At 24.9% G+C, this 20,877-nt stretch carries 26 protein-coding genes and 1 pseudogene; 20 read left to right on the top strand and 7 right to left on the bottom strand.

Annotation, left to right across the window (positions count from 1 at the left end; translation table 11 throughout):
* Window positions 1-652: 652 nt before the first annotated feature.
* The 11 genes and pseudogenes from AELL_RS14440 to AELL_RS01395 form a co-directional block, all read left to right on the top strand.
* Window positions 653-1,633, top strand: a pseudogene (locus AELL_RS14440) (methyl-accepting chemotaxis protein); the annotation flags it as partial.
* A 22-nt stretch (window positions 1,634-1,655) separates the two neighbouring features.
* The gene (locus tag AELL_RS01350) at window positions 1,656-2,270 is read left to right on the top strand and encodes a hypothetical protein (RefSeq protein WP_118916213.1); all 615 of its coding nucleotides are present in this window, start codon (window positions 1,656-1,658) and stop codon (window positions 2,268-2,270) included.
* A complete protein-coding gene (locus AELL_RS01355; protein WP_118916214.1) occupies window positions 2,271-3,347 on the top strand; it encodes a chemotaxis protein CheA in 1,077 nt (358 codons plus the stop codon).
* Window positions 3,348-3,362: 15 nt separating this feature from the next.
* A complete protein-coding gene (locus AELL_RS01360) occupies window positions 3,363-5,543 on the top strand; it encodes a methyl-accepting chemotaxis protein (protein WP_118916215.1) in 2,181 nt (726 codons plus the stop codon).
* Window positions 5,544-5,570: 27 nt separating this feature from the next.
* Entirely contained in the window at window positions 5,571-6,311 is a 741-nt protein-coding gene (locus tag AELL_RS01365) for a response regulator transcription factor (protein WP_118916216.1), read from the top strand.
* Window positions 6,312-6,497: 186 nt separating this feature from the next.
* A complete protein-coding gene (locus AELL_RS01370; protein ID WP_118916217.1) occupies window positions 6,498-7,472 on the top strand; it encodes a GGDEF domain-containing protein in 975 nt (324 codons plus the stop codon).
* Window positions 7,473-7,637: 165 nt separating this feature from the next.
* Complete coding sequence (locus AELL_RS01375) at window positions 7,638-8,192, top strand: recombinase family protein (protein ID WP_118916218.1); 555 nt, start codon at window positions 7,638-7,640, stop codon at window positions 8,190-8,192.
* Window positions 8,193-8,393: 201 nt separating this feature from the next.
* Window positions 8,394-9,422, top strand: a complete 1,029-nt coding sequence (locus AELL_RS01380) for a Y-family DNA polymerase (protein WP_118916219.1) — start codon at window positions 8,394-8,396, stop codon at window positions 9,420-9,422.
* Between the two features lie 122 nt (window positions 9,423-9,544).
* Entirely contained in the window at window positions 9,545-11,047 is a 1,503-nt protein-coding gene (istA, locus tag AELL_RS01385; protein WP_192941207.1) for an IS21 family transposase, read from the top strand.
* Window positions 11,044-11,883, top strand: coding sequence for an IS21-like element helper ATPase IstB (istB, locus tag AELL_RS01390; protein WP_080950537.1), 840 nt, complete (start codon window positions 11,044-11,046; stop codon window positions 11,881-11,883). The genes istA and istB overlap by 4 nt, the downstream gene beginning before the upstream one ends.
* A gap of 113 nt (window positions 11,884-11,996) precedes the next feature.
* The gene (locus AELL_RS01395; protein ID WP_118916221.1) at window positions 11,997-12,227 is read left to right on the top strand and encodes a hypothetical protein; all 231 of its coding nucleotides are present in this window, start codon (window positions 11,997-11,999) and stop codon (window positions 12,225-12,227) included.
* Window positions 12,228-12,459: 232 nt separating this feature from the next.
* Here the strand turns inward: AELL_RS01395 and AELL_RS01400 are convergent, their stop codons facing one another.
* Entirely contained in the window at window positions 12,460-12,699 is a 240-nt protein-coding gene (locus tag AELL_RS01400) for a hypothetical protein (protein WP_118916222.1), read from the bottom strand.
* 353 nt (window positions 12,700-13,052) lie between these two features.
* Here AELL_RS01400 and AELL_RS01405 point away from each other — a divergent pair, with 353 nt between their 5' ends.
* The 6 genes from AELL_RS01405 to AELL_RS01430 are packed head-to-tail and all read left to right on the top strand — an operon-like array spanning window position 13,053 to window position 14,579.
* Window positions 13,053-13,346: a hypothetical protein gene (locus tag AELL_RS01405; RefSeq protein WP_118916223.1), complete on the top strand. Its 294-nt coding sequence runs from the start codon at window positions 13,053-13,055 to the stop codon at window positions 13,344-13,346.
* A gap of 16 nt (window positions 13,347-13,362) precedes the next feature.
* A complete protein-coding gene (locus AELL_RS01410; RefSeq protein ID WP_118916224.1) occupies window positions 13,363-13,626 on the top strand; it encodes a hypothetical protein in 264 nt (87 codons plus the stop codon).
* Window positions 13,623-13,913, top strand: coding sequence for a hypothetical protein (locus tag AELL_RS01415; RefSeq protein WP_118916225.1), 291 nt, complete (start codon window positions 13,623-13,625; stop codon window positions 13,911-13,913). The genes AELL_RS01410 and AELL_RS01415 overlap by 4 nt, the downstream gene beginning before the upstream one ends.
* Window position 13,914: 1 nt before the next feature.
* Entirely contained in the window at window positions 13,915-14,190 is a 276-nt protein-coding gene (locus AELL_RS01420) for a hypothetical protein (protein ID WP_118916226.1), read from the top strand.
* Complete coding sequence (locus tag AELL_RS01425) at window positions 14,177-14,371, top strand: hypothetical protein (protein ID WP_118916227.1); 195 nt, start codon at window positions 14,177-14,179, stop codon at window positions 14,369-14,371. The genes AELL_RS01420 and AELL_RS01425 overlap by 14 nt, the downstream gene beginning before the upstream one ends.
* Window position 14,372: 1 nt before the next feature.
* Window positions 14,373-14,579: a hypothetical protein gene (locus tag AELL_RS01430; RefSeq protein WP_118916228.1), complete on the top strand. Its 207-nt coding sequence runs from the start codon at window positions 14,373-14,375 to the stop codon at window positions 14,577-14,579.
* Window positions 14,580-14,758: 179 nt separating this feature from the next.
* On the opposite strand, the gene AELL_RS01435 is transcribed toward AELL_RS01430, so the two are convergent.
* The 3 genes from AELL_RS01435 to AELL_RS01445 are packed head-to-tail and all read right to left on the bottom strand — an operon-like array spanning window position 14,759 to window position 16,092.
* A complete protein-coding gene (locus tag AELL_RS01435) occupies window positions 14,759-15,073 on the bottom strand; it encodes a hypothetical protein (RefSeq protein WP_118916229.1) in 315 nt (104 codons plus the stop codon).
* Entirely contained in the window at window positions 15,074-15,466 is a 393-nt protein-coding gene (locus AELL_RS01440; RefSeq protein WP_118916230.1) for a hypothetical protein, read from the bottom strand. It abuts the gene before it with no gap.
* A 14-nt stretch (window positions 15,467-15,480) separates the two neighbouring features.
* The gene (locus tag AELL_RS01445; protein WP_118916231.1) at window positions 15,481-16,092 is read right to left on the bottom strand and encodes a hypothetical protein; all 612 of its coding nucleotides are present in this window, start codon (window positions 16,090-16,092) and stop codon (window positions 15,481-15,483) included.
* Between the two features lie 330 nt (window positions 16,093-16,422).
* On the opposite strand from AELL_RS01445, the gene AELL_RS01450 reads away from it, so the two are divergent.
* On the top strand, window positions 16,423-16,677 hold the full coding sequence (locus AELL_RS01450) for a helix-turn-helix domain-containing protein (RefSeq protein ID WP_118916232.1): 255 nt from the start codon (window positions 16,423-16,425) through the stop codon (window positions 16,675-16,677).
* A 9-nt stretch (window positions 16,678-16,686) separates the two neighbouring features.
* Here the strand turns inward: AELL_RS01450 and AELL_RS01455 are convergent, their stop codons facing one another.
* Entirely contained in the window at window positions 16,687-17,106 is a 420-nt protein-coding gene (locus AELL_RS01455) for a hypothetical protein (RefSeq protein ID WP_118916233.1), read from the bottom strand.
* A gap of 644 nt (window positions 17,107-17,750) precedes the next feature.
* Between AELL_RS01455 and AELL_RS01460 the strand changes: the two genes are divergently transcribed.
* Both AELL_RS01460 and AELL_RS01465 read left to right on the top strand, forming a co-directional pair.
* Window positions 17,751-18,683 carry a hypothetical protein gene (locus AELL_RS01460; RefSeq protein ID WP_118916234.1) on the top strand — a complete coding sequence of 311 codons (933 nt, stop codon included), beginning with the start codon at window positions 17,751-17,753 and terminating at the stop codon, window positions 18,681-18,683.
* A gap of 65 nt (window positions 18,684-18,748) precedes the next feature.
* Window positions 18,749-19,963, top strand: a complete 1,215-nt coding sequence (locus tag AELL_RS01465; RefSeq protein ID WP_118916235.1) for an ATP-binding protein — start codon at window positions 18,749-18,751, stop codon at window positions 19,961-19,963.
* Between the two features lie 10 nt (window positions 19,964-19,973).
* Here the strand turns inward: AELL_RS01465 and AELL_RS01470 are convergent, their stop codons facing one another.
* Entirely contained in the window at window positions 19,974-20,366 is a 393-nt protein-coding gene (locus tag AELL_RS01470) for a hypothetical protein (protein WP_118916236.1), read from the bottom strand.
* The gene (locus tag AELL_RS01475; protein ID WP_129096296.1) at window positions 20,359-20,871 is read right to left on the bottom strand and encodes a hypothetical protein; all 513 of its coding nucleotides are present in this window, start codon (window positions 20,869-20,871) and stop codon (window positions 20,359-20,361) included. The genes AELL_RS01470 and AELL_RS01475 overlap by 8 nt, the downstream gene beginning before the upstream one ends.
* Window positions 20,872-20,877 lie beyond the last annotated feature (6 nt).

The following is a 20,877-nucleotide window of genomic DNA, read 5'->3' on the forward strand; positions in this document are numbered from 1 at the left end:
GTTAATTAATATTGAAAATAGAAATGAACAAACGATAGCTAGTATTGAAAAATATGAAGAACACCTATATAGTTTGGAAAAAGAGCTAGAAGAAGAAATAAATAAAGTAGAAGAAATTATAAAACAAAATATGGAAGATATTGTTAGTTTATCACAAAACTCTTTGTATGAAGCAATAGTTATTTTACTTTTAGGTTTTGTAATAGGGATAGTATTGAGTTTTGTACTTATTAATTCAATAAATAAGTCTTTAAATAACTTCAAAGAAGGTTTATTATCATTTTTTTCATATTTGAATAGAGAATCATCAACTGTATCAATGTTAAATGATAGTTCAAATGATGAGTTTGGAGAGATGGCAAAAGTAGTAAATCAAAATATAGAAAAAACAAAAAAAGGTATAGAAGAAGATAGAAGATTAATTGATGAAACTATTACTGTTTTAGGAGAGTTTGAGCAAGGAGATTTGTGTCAAAGATTAAATATTACTGTATCTAATCCAGCATTGATGCAATTAAAAGATGTATTAAATAATATGGCAAACAATCTTGAAAATAATATTGATAATGTATTGAATATTTTAGAAGAGTATTCAAATTATCATTATCTTAAAAAAATACCAACAAAAGATATAAAAGAACATTTATTAAAACTAGCAAATGGTGTAAATACTTTAGGTGATTCAATAACACAAATGCTAATAGAAAATAAATCAAATGGATTAACATTAGATGAAAGTTCAAATATTTTATTAGCAAATGTTGATAGATTAAATATTAGTTCAAATGAAGCAGCAGCAAGCCTTGAAGAAACCGCAGCAGCGCTTGAACAAATTACTTCAAATATTAGAAACAATACTGAAAATATTCAAAAAATGGCAAGTTATTCAAATAGTGTAACAAAATCAGCAAATGATGGTGAAAAATTAGCAAATCAAACAACTGTTGCAATGGAAGAGATAAATATACAAGTTAATTCTATAAATGAAGCAATTACTGTAATTGACCAAATAGCATTCCAAACAAATATTCTTTCTTTAAATGCAGCAGTTGAAGCAGCAACTGCTGGAGAAGCTGGAAAAGGATTTGCTGTAGTTGCACAAGAGGTAAGAAATCTAGCTTCACGAAGTGCAGAAGCTGCTAAAGAGATAAAAACTATAGTAGAAAATGCAACTAAAAAAGCAAATGATGGAAAAGAGATAGCAAGTCATATGATAGAGGGTTATAAAGAGTTAAATCAAAATATCACAAATACAATAAATTTAATTCAAGATATAGAAATGTCAAGTAAAGAGCAATTAAGTGGTATAGAACAAATCAATGATGCTGTAAATCAATTAGATCAACAAACACAACAAAATGCAGCTGTAGCATCACAAACACACGATGTAGCAGTATTAACAGATGAAATAGCAAAATTAGTTGTGAGCAATGCTGATGCTAAAGAGTTTAGTGGGAAAGATACTGTAAAAGCTAAAGCTATAAACGTAAAACATGACTCTTCTTATGATATTAAAACAAATCAAGTTATTCATAAAAAAATAAATTTTTCAAAACCTACAGTAGATACAAAAAAAGTTGTAACAGCTAAAAAAGAAGAATTACATACTGAGGATGAATGGGAAAGCTTTTAAGCTTTTTCATTATTTTTAGAAAATGACTTGTCCAAATAGAATAAAACCTAAATTATTAAGAGATATAAAAACTGAAGCTCTTTTAGTGTTCATAAGAACTACATTAGAACAGTATTTTCATCAAATAGATAATAATGGATACTATTTTAAGTTAGGTAATGAAGAAGATAATACCATTGTATACTCTGCATTAAAAGAGTTATTGGGAGAACTTCAAGATACAGTTATAAACTCAACGTATCTTAGGAGTTTGATAGAAAATGCTAATAAAAATGCTACTTTGAAAATATTGGCAAAAAAAGAAGAACCTCTTATGGTTTATTATGATACTTTGATAAAAACAATAGAAACTTTATTACCAAATGGAAGTTTTTGGATACCGGAATTAGTTGTAATTTGCCTTTTAAGTGAATGGATAATAGAAGAAGAAAAAACTGCATATTTTTATCCATATTTGAAAAAAATAGATTATTTAAGTTTGATAAATAGATATGACAATACAAAAAAAGATTTAGAAAATGACAAAAAAGAGATAATTATGAATATGTATAAAATCTCTTCTAAATTAATAGAAAAATTAAAAAAAGCAGAATATAAAATTAATACAACTAGAAAAAAAAGTAAAAGAAGGAAATAGATGATTAATTCTAATGTTACAGTTGAATTACAAAAATTAGAAAAACTTTTAAATAAAGTAGGTGATTTAGTAATAACAAACTCTATGATGTCCCAAAGTATAGATAATTTGCCATATAGTGAAGAAAAAAAGAATCTTCTTGAAAAAATAAACATATTTCAAAGACATATTGTTGAACTACAAGAGTATGCTACAGATATAAGAATGATTAAATTTGAAAGTATGTATGGAATATACAATGATATTATTTTAGAATTAATGCCTAAAAATAAATCTATAAAGTTAGAGATTTTAGGTGGAAATACAAAAGTTGATAAATCACTAATAGAACAATTGGATTCATCTATAAAAACCTTAATCACAAACTCAGTTTTATATGGAATTGAAGAAACTCAAGAAAGAATTAATAAAAATAAACCTATTGAATCAACAATAAAAATCATAGCTCAACAATTAAACGGTCAAATTTCTTTTAGTATAGAAAACGATGGAAAAGGTTTAAATAAAGAAGAAATAACTGAAGATTATATCTTAGAAAATCAAGAAGATAGTCAATTAAAAGGTATAGAAAAAATTAAAGAAATTATTGAAAGACTTAATGGAAATATAGAAATCCAAAGTGAATTAATAGATGGTTTTTCTTTTACTATGACTCTTCCTTTAACTCACTCTATTTTAGAAGGTTTAAATATAAAAATAGGAAATAATATCTTTATTTTGCCAACATCTTCTATTGTTGAATCAATACAACCAACAAATGAAATGATTAAGTTAGTTGGAGATGGAAGTACTCCTTTATTAATGTTAAGAGATGAGTTTATTCCCATTATAAAATTGCATGAACATTTTCATATAGAATCGAAAAATCAAATATTAGAAGATGGCATATTGATAATTGTTAAATCAGGAATTCAAAAAGCAGCTTTATTTATTGATGAATTTTTGCAACAACAGCAAATTGTAGTAAAAGCGATTGAAACAAATTTTAGAAAAGTGGATAGTGTAGCAGGTGCAACTGTTAGGGGAGATGGTAGTATTGGCATCATAATTGATGTTAAAAGTATTTTAGAAAAATAGTAAAAGGCTAGTATTATGTTTGAAATAATAACAAAAAAGATAAGCAATAAAATTATAGTGGCGTTATTTCTACTTATGTCACTAAGTAGCTTAACAGTTATATTTGTAACAACTTCCAAAGTAACTGAAGATTTAATTGTAAAAACAAAAGAAAACTTAGAGATGTTAAATGCGGCAATGTTTCAAAGTCTTAGAAATGCAATGAACACAGGAGATCCAGTTCAAATTGCAAAAGCAGAAGAAGACGCTAGACAAATAAATGGTGTAAAAAATCTAACTGTTGCAAAAAGTAAAGCCTTAATGGAGCTTTATCCTTCAAACGTTCCTTATACAACTGATGAAAAAGTTCTTGCAACATTTGAATCTAAAAAACCTCTTTTATTACAAACTGATGATGAAAATGGTCATAATCTAAGAATGGTGAAACCAATGATTGCAACACAAGAGTGTTTAATGTGTCATGCAAATCAAAATGAAGGTGATGTAATAGGAGTTATGGATTTAACTTTCTCATTGGAAGAATCAGATAGTAAAATAAAAAGTTTATTAACTGAAATCTCAATAATTTCAGTTATTTTGTCACTTATAACTATTGCCTTAATTTTATTTATAGTAAAAAAAGCAACAAATCCTATTGGAAAATTAAAAGAGGGATTTGAAAATTTACTTAATTCAAACGATACTAACATCACATTAAAAATTGATTCACAAGATGAAATTGGAGAAGTTGCAAATCTATTTAACTCTTATATGAATAAAGTAAGAGATGGTTTAAAACAGGATGAAAAAGTGATTGAAGAAGCAAGTGATGTTTTAGAAAAAACAGCAAATGGTTTCTTTGTTTATAAAGTAAATGGAACAGCTTCTAATCCTCATGTTGAAGATTTAAAAAATAAATTAAATTCAATGATTTTAAAAACAAATGAAACAGTTAATAAAATAAATGAAGCTTTAAGATATTACTCTGAATCAAAATATAATTTTGTAATCAATGATGATGGAATTTATGGAAACTTAGGTTCATTAACTTCAGGAATAAAACTTGTAGGAAATAATACTTCTGAAATTTTAGCAATGGTTATGAACACAGGAAATGCCTTAAATGAAAGTACAAAAACACTTTCTGGTGCTTCAAATAATCTTTCAACTTCTTCAAATCAACAAGCTGCTTCATTAGAAGAGACAGCTGCTGCTTTAGAAGAGATAACAGCAACAATTCAAGCAAATACACAAGCAACAGTTGAAATGGCTCAATTAGCACAAAATGTAACTAAGTCTGCTAAAAATGGACAAGAATTAGCAAATTTGACAGCTTCTTCAATGGATGAAATAAATAAAGAAGTAAGTTCAATCAATGAAGCAATTGAAGTAATTGACCAAATTGCATTCCAAACAAATATTCTATCTTTAAACGCAGCTGTTGAAGCAGCAACTGCTGGAGAAGCTGGAAAAGGATTTGCAGTTGTTGCTCAAGAGGTAAGAAACTTAGCAAATAGAAGTGCAGAAGCTGCAAGAGAAATTAAAAATATCGTTGAATTAGCAAGTAAAAAAGCTAAAGAAGGTAAAGATATCTCTGATAATATGATAAATGGTTATAAAGAGTTAAATGAAAATATCTCAAATACAATTGTAACAATAGATAAAGTAGCAAGTGCTTCAAAAGAACAAGAAAGAGGTATTATTCAAATTAATGATGCAATAAATATGCTTGACCAAGCAACACAAAAAAATGCACAAGTTGCTGATCAAATATCAACAATGGCATCAAATATTTCAGCTATGTCAAACTCATTAGTAACTGCGGCTGCAAGAGCATCATTCTTAGAAGACTCTTTAGATAAAGTTTGTGATGTAGATTTAGTTTATGATACAGCATTGTTAAAAGTCGACTTATTAAATACAAAAGATAAAGTTTATGGGAAACTTGGAGATTATAAATCATTTAAAATTGAAGAAAATCAAACATTAAAACAATGGAGTGAAAAACATATTAATTCAGGGAAAAGAGTTGATATGACTATTATGAAAAATATAGAAGAATTAAATAATAAATTCCATCATAATCTACAAGAATTAGTAAATGCGAATTCAAATAAAGAGAAAAATGAAGAGCTAAATAAAAGAGCTAAAGAGGTTGAAATGGATGCTTTAAGAATCTTTGGTAATCTAAATAATGTAAAGAAAAACTGCATATAAAAATTTTTTATGAGAGGAAAATGAGTTATGGATTATTCTATTTTAGAAAAATATGGTAAAAAAATTTCTGTATTATTTGTTGAAGATGATGAAGAAGTCAGAAAACAATTAGGTTTCTTATTAAATGATATATTTTATAAAGTAGATATTGCTGTAAACGGTTTAGATGGATTAAAAAAATATACAGAATATTATGATAAAAACAAAAAATATTACGACTTAATAATTACTGATATAGATATGCCTTTAATGAATGGAATTGAGCTTATACATGAGATATTTTATAAATATTGTAAACAAAAGATTATAGTTCTAAGCGCTCATAATGATTCTAAATATCTTATGGAATTGATAAATACTGATATTTATCATTACGTTTTAAAAACTTTTTCATCAGAAGAACTTCTCTCTCTTTTTTGTAAAGTTACAAAAGAAATTTATGAAAAAGAGAATTTTATAAATATTGAAAAAAATTCAATTATTAAGCTTTCAGAAGATTTATTTTGGAATTCTACTTTAAAACAAATTTATTATAAAAATGAAATTTTTAAATTAACAAAAAAAGAGTTTTTATTGTTAGAATTGCTTCTTACATGTACTGATAAAGTATATACTATTAATGAAATAATAGAATATATATGGAAAGATGAACCTCTTAAAAATCCAGATATTTCTAATCTAAAAAATTTAATATCTAGACTTAAAAGAAGATTACCTTCTTTAAATATAGACAATTTTTATGGAGTTGGATATAAGATTAGTTTTTAGAAATAATTATTTTTATAATTTTTTATAAAAATAATTATGGAGAAAGCTAAAATGACATAATTAGTATGAGAAATGTGTAAGTGTGAATTTATTTGCTTAGATGAATACATTTAAAAATAAAAGATTATAGAAAACATGTTAGCAAAATTGTTTACATAGTTTTAAATATAAATATTAAGTTGATATATGGAAAATAATGTTTTAAAAATAATTGAAGAATCAGGTTCTAAAGGACCTAAATATGAAAGTTTGGTAAAAATATTTAAATTATATGAGCAATTACAATATGCAACAAATATTAAACATATAGCACATGATATTTACTATTGGTTAAATAGAGAATTTAAAATTGATAATATGGTTTTTACTCTTTTTAATATAAATAAAAATGAAAAAGAAGATATTTATATTGAAGGAGAACATTTTTATTTAGATGATGAATTTTCAAATTTTTTTATAATTAATACAGATACAAGTATAAACGCAACTGTTTCATTTAGAGCTATTTCTAAGGTGCATAATAAAATTATTCAAGATCAATTTTATATTATTGATGCAGCCTTTCATTTAATATCACCAATTATTCAAAATGGTATTTTAAAGAAAAATTATATTGAGTCTTCATCAATTGATTCTGTAACAAATGTATATAATAGAAGTTATTTAGTAGAACATTTAAATAAACACTTATCTCTTACAAGAAATAAACAATCACAAATATATTTTTTAATGGTAGGAATTGACCATTTCAAGGCTGTTATAGATGAATTTAATCATGATATTGGAGATATTGTATTAATTGAATTAGCGAAAGTAATATATTCTAATATTTCAGAATTTGATATTATAGGAAGATTAACTGGTGATGAATTTTTAATTTCACTATTTAGTGCAGAATATGAATATGAAGTTAATTCAATTGCACATAAAATTATTGCAGATTTTGCACAAACAGAAATAATAGTAGATGAGAAAACTAATCAAATTCTAAAAAAAACAATTTGTATAGGTATAGATAAACACTTAATTTGTGATGAAAAAGATATTAGTGAAACAATTAAAAATGCAGATATAGCACTTTATGAAGCAAAAAATAAAGGTCGAAGTAGTTTGTTTAACTATAAAGATTTAAGAATAGAAGATACCATAGATTTATTTTAATTAGATTAATAAAATATTTAAATTTTAGAAAATTATTTTTAAACATCTGTTTTCCGACACCTTTTCTCTAAATCAAAAAAACTTCCAAAAAATACCTAAATAATATGCGATAAATACTATCGGATTGTGATACAATACGAAAACTATATCAAAGAGGTTTTTCGTATGTTAATAGGTTATGTTAGAGTTTCAACTGATGATCAAAATCTAAATTTGCAAAAAGATGCATTAATTAAATATGGTCTTGATGAAAGAAATATATTTTCTGATAAAACATCTGGTTCAAAAGATAAAAGAGTTGGACTTGATAAAGCAATAGAGTTTTTAAAAGATGGTGATACTTTAGTTGTTTGGAAACTAGATCGTTTAGGAAGAAGTTTAGCTCATTTAATTGATGTTATTACTAATCTAAAAAATAGAAATGTTTCTTTTGTATCTATTACTGAAGGTATGGATACAACAACAGCTTCAGGTGAACTATTCTTTCATATCTTTGGAGCATTAGCTCAATTTGAAAGATCTTTAATTCAAGAAAGAGTAAAAGCTGGACTTGAATCTGCAAAACTAAGAGGTATTAGAGGTGGACGACCAAGAGCTATTGATGATGAAAAAATGATAGCTATTAAAAAAGCTTTAGAAGATGGAATGAGTAAAGCTGCTGTTTGTAGAACATTTGGAATTAAACGAAGTACTTTGATTGATAGCTTGAATAGAAGTTAGAAATTTCACAATAATGTTTCCACCTGTTTCACTTTTATGTTTCCACTTTTTGAGGAATTAGTGAAATGATTTTAAATTTTTAGTTGGCGAATAAGTTTTAAGATATAAGCTACCTTAAAAAATCTTTCAATTTGCAAGATAATTCATTGTTAGAAAAAAAACTAATTATAATTCTTCTATAAATTTATAAAAAGAAGAAGAATGAAAATACATTTAGACTTAGATTGCTACTTCGTTTCAGCGGAGCGAACAAGATACCCATTTTTAAAAGGTAAAAATATCGTGATTGCAAAAGGTAGTGATAATAAAATATTTTCAAATGATAAAAAAGAGGGAATGGTATTAGGTGATACTGGAGCTTTTAATTCTCTTTTGGAATTTAAAAATAATTATGATGAAAAAAACATATTAGAAGCTTGGAAAAAAGAATTTTTAGATAGTGATGGAAGAGTAAGAGGTATTGTAATTACTAAAAGCTATGAGTGTAAACCTTATGGGATAAAAACAGGAGCATCATTAAAAGAGGCTTTCTCATTATGCCCAAACTTAGTTGTAATACCAAGTGACCACTATTTTTATCAAGAACTATCTCAAAAATTAAAAGCATATTTAGAGTTAAAAATTCCACTACTTGAGCAATATAGTATAGATGAATGGTTTGGTGATTTAGATGGTTATATCAAAGATGAAGATACCCTAGAATTCATAACTGAACTAAGAGATGATATTTTAAAAAAGTTTAATTTACCAATAACTATTGGTGCATCTAAAAGTAAATGGATAGCAAAACTATTAACAGATAGAATCAAACCTTTTGGAGTATTTGCACTTCCAAATGATAAAGTTTTAGAATATACAAAAGATATAAGTATAAATGACTTCCCTGGTATTGGAAAAGTAATTGCTAAAAAGCTACAAGATTATCGAGTCAAAACATTAGGTGAATTGAGAAATAGACCTACATTATTGAATGAATATGGAAAAACTGGAAAAGATTTATATAATAAGATTTGTGGCATTGATAATGAAAATGTTGTACCCAATAATGATAGAAAAGGTATTGGTATAAGTAGAAACTTCAAAGCCATCCAAGATAGGAATGAGATATATAGAAGAACTTTAATATTAGCTAGATATTTAAGTCATACTATCTCTAAATTAAAATTAAATCCAACCACTTTTTATTTTAAAATAAAATATGAATATGGGATAAAGAACTCCCAATCTTGAATTTTTTGACTGAAAATTGACCCACTATTTTGAAAACTTTTGACCCACCTGTAAACTAAAAAAACATACTCTTTTCTCATAAAAATAATAATTATGAAGAAAGGTAAAAGGAGATGATTAGTATGGAGGATTGGGTAACTATTCGTAATCTAAAAAAGAAAGATCCAAACTTAGGGACAAGAACCATTGCTTTAATGTTAGGTATTAGTAGAAATACTGTAAAAAAAGCATTAGCAAGTGATGAATTACCTTTATATAACAGAGGTGAGAAAAAGATAAATGAAGCAGTTGAACCATTTATTGATTTTATCAAAGAGTCATTTTTAAAGAAAAATTTAAAAGCTAGTAGAATTTTAAAAGATATAAAATCAAAAGGATATAGAGGAAGTCAATATGCTTTATATGCTTACATAAGAGAAATTTTAAAACCAATAGCAAACGATGTAAGTAAAAATTCACCTCATGCTTACATGAGATATGAAACAAAACCAGCTGAACAGATGCAATATGATTGGAGTCCATATACAGTTACTATTGGGGAAAATCTTGTAAAAATAAATATACATCAAACAATCTTAGGATTTAGTAGATATAAATTTTATGATGTAAGTTTAAATGTATCAGGAAGTGATGTATATACAGCATTAGAAGAGAGTTTTATCTTCTTTGGTGGAGTTTGTGAGAGAATACAAGTTGATAATGCAACAGTATTTATAACAAATGCTTCTAAAGATAATCTAATTTGGAATCCAAGATTCTTGTCATTGTGTGGATTATATGGAATAAAACCAACACGAAGTATGCCATCACATCCATGGAGTAAAGGTAAAGTTGAATCACCTTTTAGTTATCTTGAAACACATTTTATATCTGGAAATGAGTTTAAAAGCTTTGAAGATCTAAGAGAACGATTAAAACAATTCCAAGATGAGCATAATCTTGAAATTCATGGAACAACTAAACAAATTTCAAAAATACTCTTTGAAAAAGAGGAACAAAGTTTTTTAAAACCACTACCAATAAATCCAATAACTGGGGAATTAAAACGATATGTTGGATTTAAAGAAGAGTTTAGAAAGGCAAATTCTGAATGTTTAGTCTCTTACAAAGGTAATAAATATTCAGTTCCACATTACTTTGCAAGTAAAGAGGTGTGGTTAAGAGTATTATATGGAACAACTTTGCAAATATACTCAAGTAAAAATAAACTAATAGCAACTCATACAATTAGCCTTAAAAAAGGTGAAGTCCTTGTTAATAAAGAGCATTTCTTTGGATATAGAAAAGAGAGTCAGTTTGATTCAATAGCCATTTCAATATCAAGACTTATAAAAAGATTTGCTAACTACATAAATATTCATAAATTCATTGAAAATATCAAAGTTCAAAAAAGAATTAGCCCAGCTTATCACCTTTATAAAATAGCAAACTTGTTTGAATACTATGATGAAGCTGATTGTATTATGGCAATGGAAGAAGCAATTAGTTTAAATATTTATAGCTTCTCCTTTATCAAAGGAACAATTACACATCAAACTAAGCCAAAAAATGAACAGTTAAATCTGTTTAATATCAAATTACCCCAAGCAAATATAAAAAGAGATTTAGGAGATTACAAATTATGAGAACTAAAAATACAACAAACTTACGTAATTCTGGACCAGTTAATTTAGAAAATGGTTCACTAAAAGCAAATATAGAGAGTTATTGCAAACTTTTATCTCTTTCATCAGTAGCAGATAATTATGAAAGTGCAGCACTCGATGCTGCTAAAGCAAAACTATCATATCAAGATTATCTGTATAAACTATTGCAACAACAAATTGTTGATAGAGTTGATAGAAGTGTAAATGCTAGAATTAAAAAAGCAGGATTCAAATATATGGCAACTTTAGATGAGTTTGATTTTAGCTTTCAACCACAAATAGATGAAAAATTAATAAGAGAATTAGCAACTCTAAGCTTTTTAGATAGTGCTACAAATGTACTTTTAGTTGGAGCACCAGGAGTTGGAAAAACTCATCTTTCAATTGCATTAGGACTTGAAGCCACCAAACAAAGAAGAAGAGTAAAATTTATAAGTGCTGAAGATTTAACCAATGAACTAATAGCTGCAAATCACTCTAATACTATAACAGATTATCTTGAAAGTATGAGTAGAATAGAGTTACTAATAATTGATGAAATTGGATACTTAGACCTTTCAAGAGAAGTAGCATCACTTTTTTTTAGACTTATTTCAAAGAGATATGAAAAATCTTCAACAATAATTACATCAAATAAAGAATTTCAAGAATGGGGACAGATATTTAATGATGATGTGATAGCAACAGCAATACTAGATAGACTTTTACATCATTCACATCCATTTTTAATAAATGGTCCAAGTTATAGAATGAAAGATTTATTGCCAAAAAGTAAAAAGAAACAAAATTTAGAGAATAAAAATAACGAAATTTAATGTTATAATTTCAATCTGCAGGTGGGTCATTTTTAATCAAAAAAGTGGGTCAAATTTCAATCAAAATTTTCACCCAATCTATTACCGAAAATAGACTATTTAATGAAAGATTTTTGTGTGACTTATCAATCGAAATGATAAAAAAATTAGATAATCATTATGGACACAAAATTCAATTTATCGCAATCAGCGCATCTAATTTCACAAATAACCATAATCAAAAAACTTACTCTCTTTTAGATTATGAAAATGATTTAAAATTTGCATCTTTAAATGAAAAACTGTTAAAAATCAGAGACAAATACGGAGTTGATATTATCAAATACGGGAATGAAATAAGTTAGTAATTTTTTATATCTAAACCTAAAACCACCTAAGTAAAAACTCCCTAACACTTCTCTTATGCCCATTCTCAATTATAAAATGTAGTATGAACCCAAGAGTTAATATAAATAAAGCAATTGCATAATCAACTAAACTATTTGAATAAACTATTATATATAGTGGTGTAACTATATAAAGTAAAAATAAAAAGATATATGTAATTTTTTTGTATCTATCAAACATATATAATTTTTACTTTTTCTCTAAATTTTGTGCAGCTTTTAAAATCTCTTTTAATAAATAATCATACTTTCTTGATTTCTCAAAATGGTCTAAAAATGGAGCTACCCATCTTGGAACAGGTATTACTTTTTCATTTACTTTAAATCCCCAATTGTTAATTGTTGAATATGGTATATCTGCAATAGTTGAAAAATCCCTTTGTGTTATTCCTAACTCTTTTAATCTTATATTAAACTCTTCTTTTGTCATAAAAAACTCTCTTTACTTCTATATTAGATGAATTATATCATATTAATTTCTATACTAGATAAGTAAAACTTTATTAAAATAATCCTTATTAGCTTAATTTATATAAATTATTATCTACAATAGATATATTCTAGTTATATTATGAATATATTTTATAAAAAATTGATTTACATAAAAATAATTGTAAAAACAAATAAAAAACCTAAAAACCCCTAATTATAATCCATATTAGACTAATATAGATATTAAATAAACTATATTAGATAATTATATCTTGACAAATTATTCCTATTTAGATTATAATATCTTCATAAATATCTAATATGGATATTAAATCAATAAAAAGGAATCAGATGGAAAATGTAAACTCTTTAAGTGATGAATGTAAAAAACAAAAAGATGCTTTCTTTTTTATATTAAGAAGAATTATCCTAGCTTCTTGTGTATTGTTACTATTTTTTATTTTAAATAAATATGAACAAAATAGTAAAAATGAAGTAATAAATGCATTTAAAAATGGAAATGAAGTAATTTGTAACTCTTCTATTGTATCTATTAAAAATGGATATGAATTTGAAAAAAATAGAGAATTCTTTGTTACTAATGGTGTAAATATATTTAATCTAAAAAGATGTGTTTTAAAATAGATAAGGAGATTTAAAAATGTGTAACTTTTATAAAAATATGAATGTTTTCTTTGCAAAATTAGCAATACTTGTAGCTATGGGTATAGTTGTTATATTTATAGGAGCAATATTATATGTTATTTTTTTGCATTTGGGTTTATTTAATGAAAAAGTTTCAAGTACTATTGAATTTAGTGATGTATTGAATTTTTTAATGTATACCATTATTCCACTTGTTACTTCAATAAGTATTGTTAATAAAATTCTATCAGATGATATTGTAAAAAGTGATGCAATATGAATGAAAAAAGAAGAACTAAATATTTTATTGTAAATACAAAAGTTGAAATAGAGTTTTTTATTATAATTATAATAGCTCTTATTCCAATTGCTCTTTTATACTTTCATCTAAACTCAAGAGATGAAATAATAAATGATTTTAATAATAATAAAATTTTAACTTGTACAACAAGAGAATTAATACTTGAAATTTCAAAAGAAGATAATTATATCCTTGATGGCTATTACTTCTTAAAAGGTAAAACCAAACTTCCTGTCTCAAAATGTGAAGTAAAAAAGGATAATTAAGATGATACCAAAAGATTTTATACATAAATGTATGTTTGTGTTTTTATATGATTTTACTAATAGATTTAAAAGTTTGTTCTTTATATTAATACTATATATATTTTTACTATTTTATTTTTCAATAAATGATGGATATGTAATTATCTCTTTTGTAATAATATACGCAATTTTAATTATCAAACCATTTGATATAAATAAAACATTAAATAAAGAGTTTAAAAGATATAAAAAATACCTAAGATTAAAAAGAATAAGGAAACACCATGGAAAAAACTGAAATATTAACCCAAGAATCTTTTCAAAAAAATATAGATTTGTATCTGGATAAATTAGCTCAAAAAAAACTAGATAAATTGCTAATAAAAACACCAAATAAAGATGATGTTGTAATCTTACCTATTGATGAATATGAAAGATTAAAAACTCAATATGAAAAATTTAAAACTAAAGGAGAATAAAATGTTAAATCCAAAAACAATAATAGAATTAGATTATCAGTTTGATAAAAGCCAAATAGATGAATTAAAAAAATTCCTTGATAAATATTTTAATATCTATGACCATGATGTAGCAATCTATAAAGCAGAAGATTACGCAAAACAGAGTTTGTTTGCTCAAAATGTGTTTGAAGAGATTCAAAAGGAATTAGAAAGGGAGAGTAATTAAATACTCTTTCTTTTTTCTTCTTTTCCCATTTTTTTGTATTTATCTTTTTGTAAAGAGTTTAAGTAGTATAAGTAAATACAAAAATGTTAACTGAAATGTAAATTTGCAATCTATGTAACATTTTTATGAGAATTTGTTACATGAAGTGTTAAATTAACATTTGATGTAACATGCACTATTTATTGGTTTGAGGAATTAGAAGTTTCAATTGATACTGTTTCTTTCATTTGTTCATTTTTAACTTCATTTTCGCTGGTATTATTTTCAGTAGTTTCAACATTTTCATCTTTTTTTCCAGCTCCAACAAGTTTACCAGCACCTATTAATGTTCCTTGAACAGCTAAAGTTGCAGCCATTCCAACACCAACTATTACATAAGCAGGTGCATTTGCAGTATGTTTTAAAGCTTTTGTAGCAGTTGAATCTTCTTGTTTTACAGCGCAACCACTAAAAAAAGTGATTACTGTTATGATTGAAATTGATTTTTTTAGCATTTATTTCCAAACAATACTAAAATTAAAAGGTATTGCACTATATCTTCCATCAACTAATGTATAACCTTTTTGGATTAACTCTTCTTTCATTTTAAGTTCAAGTACTTTAATTTCATAATCTTTTAAACCTTCAGTTGCTTTCTTAAACATTGATGCATTTAGAGAAACATATCTTTCTGAAGATGTTTCAGTATTTTTTTTAATTTCATTTTCAATAATTTCAATTGTAGTGTCTAAAGCTTTTTTACCATTTGGATTTTCAATTAAAGAATTAAAAATCTTAATTGTTGTTGCATCAGTTGCTGCTGATGCTTCCGTTGCATTCATAATTGAACCAAATAAATTAAGAGTTAAAACTGATGATAAACCTAATATAAATACTTTTCTTCTCATACTAAAGATCCTTGCTATTTATTTTCAGTTAAATTTTTTTGAAGTTCATCTTTCTTTTTTAAAGAATCTAGCACTTCATTTGCGTCAAATACGGCTACATTTGATGGTTTTTCTGTATAAATTTTTATTAAAAGTTTTGCAGTAGCATTATTATCATTTAAATGACCTACTATTCCACTTGTTCTTAAGAAAAATGAACTATTCGTAATATCACAAGGATCACTTCCTCCAAATGGATTTGAACTTAAACACTCTTTACTAAATTCTTCATAAGTAGATAATTTTTTATCAGCTAAAGTTTTAGGAGCTACAACTTCAAAATATTTAGCTTTTGATTTTAATGTATCCATTGAAGCTTTTTGAATACCAGAAATGATATGATTATTTTGTTTTTTCATACTCATCATTGAATAATCACCACTTGCACCACTATATAGAATATTTCCCTTATCTATATCTTGTTGTGTAATATTTACATCTGGATATTGTTCTTTTAATTTATTTAACTCTAAAGTTTTTGCATTAACAGGTTCCATTGGTATATTATTAGAACCACATCCTGTTAATAATGCTGTTGCTGATAATAAAGCAACACCTAAGATTGATTTTGTGTACATTTTTTTCATTATTACTTATCCTCCATGATTTAATAACTTTTTATTATCTATAAAAATAACTTTATAAATACTTAGTATCATTCAATATTTGTATATAAAACTTAGCAGATTTTTAGTCTAAGAGCTTCTCATTAATGCTATCTACTACAAATCTTTATTTTTTTGATAATTTCATTGAAATTAACAATTATAAAAAATAATAATTATTTGCAATAAATATCTAGTCTTTTTCTTTTAAATCAAAGAGATATTTATCAATTTATTCACTTATAGCTGAATGATTAAAGAATCATATAATAATAAACTTTACATCAAAATTAACCAATAGGTGAAACTAATTTGAAAAATAATGATTTAGTTCAAGTAGTAGAAGATGTAGAAGAATTTTATAAAGCTGTATCTAGAAATGTTAAAAAACTCAGAAAAAAGCATAAGTTTACACAATTAGATTTTTCTGCAAATATTGGTTTTAACTCTGTTAGTTTTTATTGTGAATGTGAAAATAATAAAAATGGAAAACATTTTAATTTATTACATGTGGTAAGAATTGCAAAATATCTAAATGTTGATATAAATGAAATAGTTAAATATTAACTATCTCTTTTACTTAGAATTTACATTAAAAACAGGCTTAATCTGACTTGCAATCAATAATATAATCATTAAGATAACTAATCCACCTAAAGCTATTGGTATAAATATAAAAAATTGTATTATTGTAAATAATACTCCAAAAAAGAACTTAGCTATTTTTATATTTAAAACTAATCTAGTAATTAATAATATAACTCCAAATGCAAATAGTAAAATTCCATTTAATATATCACCATCAACTTTAACTGCATCAGTATATAAATCATATCCAAAAAATAAAAGAACATAAATAATGCAATATAAAAAGAATAGCTCATTTGAAAAGAAACCATATTTGTATTTTCTAAAACTAAATGAATTTATTTTTCTAATAAAAAAATAGATTAATCCCATAAAAAGAAAAACTCCAATAATCATTAATACAGTCATATTTTACTCCTTTTAATATCTAATATAGATAATATATTGACAATTATATATTAATATAGAAAGTATGTCAATAAATAAAACTGTTTAAGTTAAGTGTTTTATAGCAAAAATCAAAAATCAGAAAAAATCATAACTTCTTTTGTAAACTAAAGTGTAAACAACTGTAAACTTTAGTGTAAATTATGAAATTTATTTTTTGTAAACTAAGTAGGCTAAAAGCATTTAATACCAATTGATTTCATATAGTTTAGTAAAAAAAGGAAACGGTAGAGTCTTTAAAATCTTCTTTTAGTAAAGTAGTTAGTTTACAATTTAAAAGTTACAATTTTTTATTTATTAGAAGTTTTACTTCAAAATTGTTTTCACTCAATTTTATAAAAGTGGCTTTAAATTTTAGTTATCTAGATTCTAATTTTTATAGTAATTCTAAAAATCTAAGTGATGCTTAAATGCAGTCAAGTTATCAGAACTTTGTAAAAACTGAAAAGTTTAGTTAATACTTTAATTACTAGGGGTTATTAGTCCTTTACTCTAATAATATTTGTTTGCTCTTTCAATGAAATTAAAAAAGAAGATAGACTCAACACATACCTGTAATTTAGAGACAGGATAGATTTATAATTTAAAAATTTAATAGGATAAATATGAGAGGAAGTGTTTATTATCAAAGTGCAGAACTTTCAAAAGTTGTATTTAAAGAAGGTGCAAAAAAAGAAGATAGAATAAATCAAAACCATGAACACTATAACTGTGTTGCTTCTTTTAATACAATGAAAGCATATAGAAATGTTTGGAACAATTTTTTCAACTATCTTTTAGAACACTTCAAATTAAAAAACTGTGAACTTATAACTGATGAACATGTTAAATCTTACTTTGAATATAAAATAGAATATTACGCTTCAAAACAATATGCTGAAAAAATCTCTTCAGCTTTAGGTAAATTAGAATTTGCATTAAATAAATACTCAATTGAAAAATATGCTTTTACAAATAAAGAACCAATAAAATATGATTTTAAAATTAGACAAAATATTTTGTCTAATGCTAGGAATTTTAATCTAATTGCAGATAATTACCATAATAGAACATACTTAAATCCCAAAGAGTTAATAAAAAATCTTCAAAATGAAAATCATAAAATTGCAGCATCAATACAACTTTTTGGGGGAGCAAGAGTTGAAGCAGTAACTTTAATTAAATATGAACAACTAAAAGGTACTAAAATAGATATAGTTATAAATGAAGAAGTTGGAATTATTGAAACAAAAGAAAAAGGTGGAAAAGTTGGAGATGTATTAGTTCCTTTAGATATTTATAAAAAACTTGAAAATTACCTAATTGAAAATGATAAATTTAAAATCATCTATCAACACTATCTAAATGATTTAAAACAAGCATCAAATCTATCAAACCAAAAATATCACTCTAGTCATGGTTTAAGATGGACCTTTGCTCAAAATAGAGTAAGAGATTATCAACAAAAAGCTAATTACTCTTACTATGAAGCTATTCAAAAAGTTAGTTGGGAGATGAAACATTTTAGAGCTTCTATTACTGAACATTATCTTTCATAGTATTAATATAAGTTTAAAAGTATATAAATTATAGTATTATAATCCATAAATTTAAAGGACTATATATGTATATTCAAAGATTAATTTTAGAAGATATAAAAGAGTATCAAAAATTCTTTCCAGTTTTACTTATCAGTGGTGCTAGACAAGTTGGAAAATCAACTTTAGCATTGCATCTAAATATCGACAATTATATTACTCTTGATGACATAAATATGTATGAAATGGCTAAAAATAATCCTAAAGGCTTTATTGAATCATTAGATAAACCAGTTGTTATTGATGAAATTCAAAGATTACCTGAACTTCTTATATCTATAAAAGAATATGTAGATAAAGACAGAATAAATGGAGAATTTATTTTAACTGGTTCTGCTTCACTTCAAGGATTTAAAGAAATATCAGATTCACTTGCTGGAAGAATTGGAATAGTTGAACTCTATCCATTTTCACTAAAAGAGAAAAATCAAAGCAGTGATAATATAATAGATATTTTTTCAAAAGATTTAGATAAATACCTTTTAACTAAATATGAAAATATAAGTGTAGAAAAAGATATTATAGATGGTGGATATCCTGAGATTAATAAAATTGATAGCCAAAAAGGTAAATATCTTTGGTTTAGCTCTTATATCAGAACATATATAGAATCAGATGCTAAAGAATTGGCAAATATTAGAAATATGGATAAGTTTATAAATATGTACAAACACTGTATGTTTAGAAGTGGAAGTATTTTTAATAAAAATGATATTCAAATACAAGTTGGACTTGATGGAAAAACATTTGATAGTTACTTTAGTGTTCTAGAACATACTTACCAAATACAAAAACTTCAACCATATTTTAATAATCAATTAAAAAGATTAGCAAAAACTCCTAAAATCTTTTCCATTGACACAGGAGTACTTTGTCATCTTTTACAAATTAATACAGAAGATGAGTTTAATAAATCACCACTAAAAGGTGAAATCCTTGAAACATTTATTTTTAGTGAATTACTAAAAGCAAACTCTTATGCTCAAAGTAGAGCTAATCTGTATTATTACAGAACAACTGATAAAAAAGAAATAGATTTTATTTTAGAGTATTCAAATAAAATTATAGCTCTTGAAATAAAAGCTTCTAAAACAGTTAAAAAAGATGATTTTAAACATATATATAAATTAAAAGAAGAGATAAACAAAGAATTTAATAAAGGGATTGTGCTTTATATGGGAGATACATTTTTGCAAATTGATGAAAATATGTATGCTGTACCTGTTGGGTTTTTAAAATAAAGATGAAGCATTAGTCTTCATCTTTATTATATTTTTGATATTTAGCAATTTTACGATTAACAATATTTAATAGTTTGTTATTTTCATTTTCTAAAACTTTAATTTTAGAAATCTCTGATAATAAAAAATCAAAAATCTTTTTATAGTTTGACTCATTTTTTGCTAAAAACTCCTGTGTATCGATGTATCGTAATGTTAAATTACGACTTATATTTTCAATTTCATCTATCTTTATTTTTAAATTTTTAAGATTTTTTAGAATTTCTTCTTTGTTTTTTAAAGAGTCTTTTCTATCAAATTTTTTTAGAAAATAGTAACAAATAATAAAAAAGCTAAAAACTAATAAAATAAATAAAGCTATGAAAAGCTCAATTAAATCTGTGTAATTAACTGTATTAATCATTAGAATTTTCTTCCTTCTTCTTAAATATTGAAGGATATTTCTCAACTATTTGGCTGATGTATGCGTGAGAAATATTTATTTTATATCGTTTTTTAATGAAGAGTGCCATTATGCGATAGCTTATATTTTTACTAAGTAAATAATTAATTATTGATGATTTATCGAGTAAAAAATCCTCTTTTTTAGAAAATTTTTTTGAATTTGATGATGATTTCAATAGGTAATCTTCATATTTTTTTATCTCTGCGGTTGATATTGTTGTATTCTTTTTTATGGCTTTTTGACGTAAATTATAAAAAATCTGAATAGCATTATAAAATGCAGCCAACTCAAGTACTGCAAAATCAGCACTTGGGTTTTCATTTTTTAGCTTGAAAAATTCGTTTCTTTTTTCATAGAAAATATCAATTTTTACTTCTAAATTTTGATTTCTAAAGAAATTATCTAATTTTTTTAGTATCAAAATTGAAATATTTGTATGAAGTAAAATGTTATTATTTGACATTTTAAG

Source organism: Arcobacter ellisii (assembly GCF_003544915.1).
Classification (GTDB): domain Bacteria; phylum Campylobacterota; class Campylobacteria; order Campylobacterales; family Arcobacteraceae; genus Aliarcobacter; species Aliarcobacter ellisii.

Coding starts and splice junctions, on each gene's coding strand:
- AELL_RS01420 (WP_118916226.1), top strand. CDS start 13,915: ATGATACCAAAAGATTTTATACATAAATGTATGTTTGTGTTTTTATAT.
- AELL_RS01415 (WP_118916225.1), top strand. CDS start 13,623: ATGAATGAAAAAAGAAGAACTAAATATTTTATTGTAAATACAAAAGTT.
- AELL_RS01430 (WP_118916228.1), top strand. CDS start 14,373: ATGTTAAATCCAAAAACAATAATAGAATTAGATTATCAGTTTGATAAA.
- AELL_RS01455 (WP_118916233.1), bottom strand. CDS start 17,106: ATGACTGTATTAATGATTATTGGAGTTTTTCTTTTTATGGGATTAATC.
- istB (WP_080950537.1), top strand. CDS start 11,044: ATGAGAACTAAAAATACAACAAACTTACGTAATTCTGGACCAGTTAAT.
- AELL_RS01470 (WP_118916236.1), bottom strand. CDS start 20,366: ATGATTAATACAGTTAATTACACAGATTTAATTGAGCTTTTCATAGCT.
- AELL_RS01350 (WP_118916213.1), top strand. CDS start 1,656: ATGACTTGTCCAAATAGAATAAAACCTAAATTATTAAGAGATATAAAA.
- AELL_RS01355 (WP_118916214.1), top strand. CDS start 2,271: ATGATTAATTCTAATGTTACAGTTGAATTACAAAAATTAGAAAAACTT.
- AELL_RS01445 (WP_118916231.1), bottom strand. CDS start 16,092: ATGAAAAAAATGTACACAAAATCAATCTTAGGTGTTGCTTTATTATCA.
- AELL_RS01365 (WP_118916216.1), top strand. CDS start 5,571: ATGGATTATTCTATTTTAGAAAAATATGGTAAAAAAATTTCTGTATTA.
- AELL_RS01425 (WP_118916227.1), top strand. CDS start 14,177: ATGGAAAAAACTGAAATATTAACCCAAGAATCTTTTCAAAAAAATATA.
- AELL_RS01410 (WP_118916224.1), top strand. CDS start 13,363: ATGTGTAACTTTTATAAAAATATGAATGTTTTCTTTGCAAAATTAGCA.
- AELL_RS01440 (WP_118916230.1), bottom strand. CDS start 15,466: ATGAGAAGAAAAGTATTTATATTAGGTTTATCATCAGTTTTAACTCTT.
- AELL_RS01380 (WP_118916219.1), top strand. CDS start 8,394: ATGAAAATACATTTAGACTTAGATTGCTACTTCGTTTCAGCGGAGCGA.
- AELL_RS01475 (WP_129096296.1), bottom strand. CDS start 20,871: ATGTCAAATAATAACATTTTACTTCATACAAATATTTCAATTTTGATA.
- AELL_RS01435 (WP_118916229.1), bottom strand. CDS start 15,073: ATGCTAAAAAAATCAATTTCAATCATAACAGTAATCACTTTTTTTAGT.
- AELL_RS01465 (WP_118916235.1), top strand. CDS start 18,749: ATGTATATTCAAAGATTAATTTTAGAAGATATAAAAGAGTATCAAAAA.
- AELL_RS01460 (WP_118916234.1), top strand. CDS start 17,751: ATGAGAGGAAGTGTTTATTATCAAAGTGCAGAACTTTCAAAAGTTGTA.
- AELL_RS01400 (WP_118916222.1), bottom strand. CDS start 12,699: ATGACAAAAGAAGAGTTTAATATAAGATTAAAAGAGTTAGGAATAACA.
- AELL_RS01405 (WP_118916223.1), top strand. CDS start 13,053: ATGGAAAATGTAAACTCTTTAAGTGATGAATGTAAAAAACAAAAAGAT.
- istA (WP_192941207.1), top strand. CDS start 9,545: ATGGAGGATTGGGTAACTATTCGTAATCTAAAAAAGAAAGATCCAAAC.
- AELL_RS01360 (WP_118916215.1), top strand. CDS start 3,363: ATGTTTGAAATAATAACAAAAAAGATAAGCAATAAAATTATAGTGGCG.
- AELL_RS01375 (WP_118916218.1), top strand. CDS start 7,638: ATGTTAATAGGTTATGTTAGAGTTTCAACTGATGATCAAAATCTAAAT.
- AELL_RS01370 (WP_118916217.1), top strand. CDS start 6,498: ATGGAAAATAATGTTTTAAAAATAATTGAAGAATCAGGTTCTAAAGGA.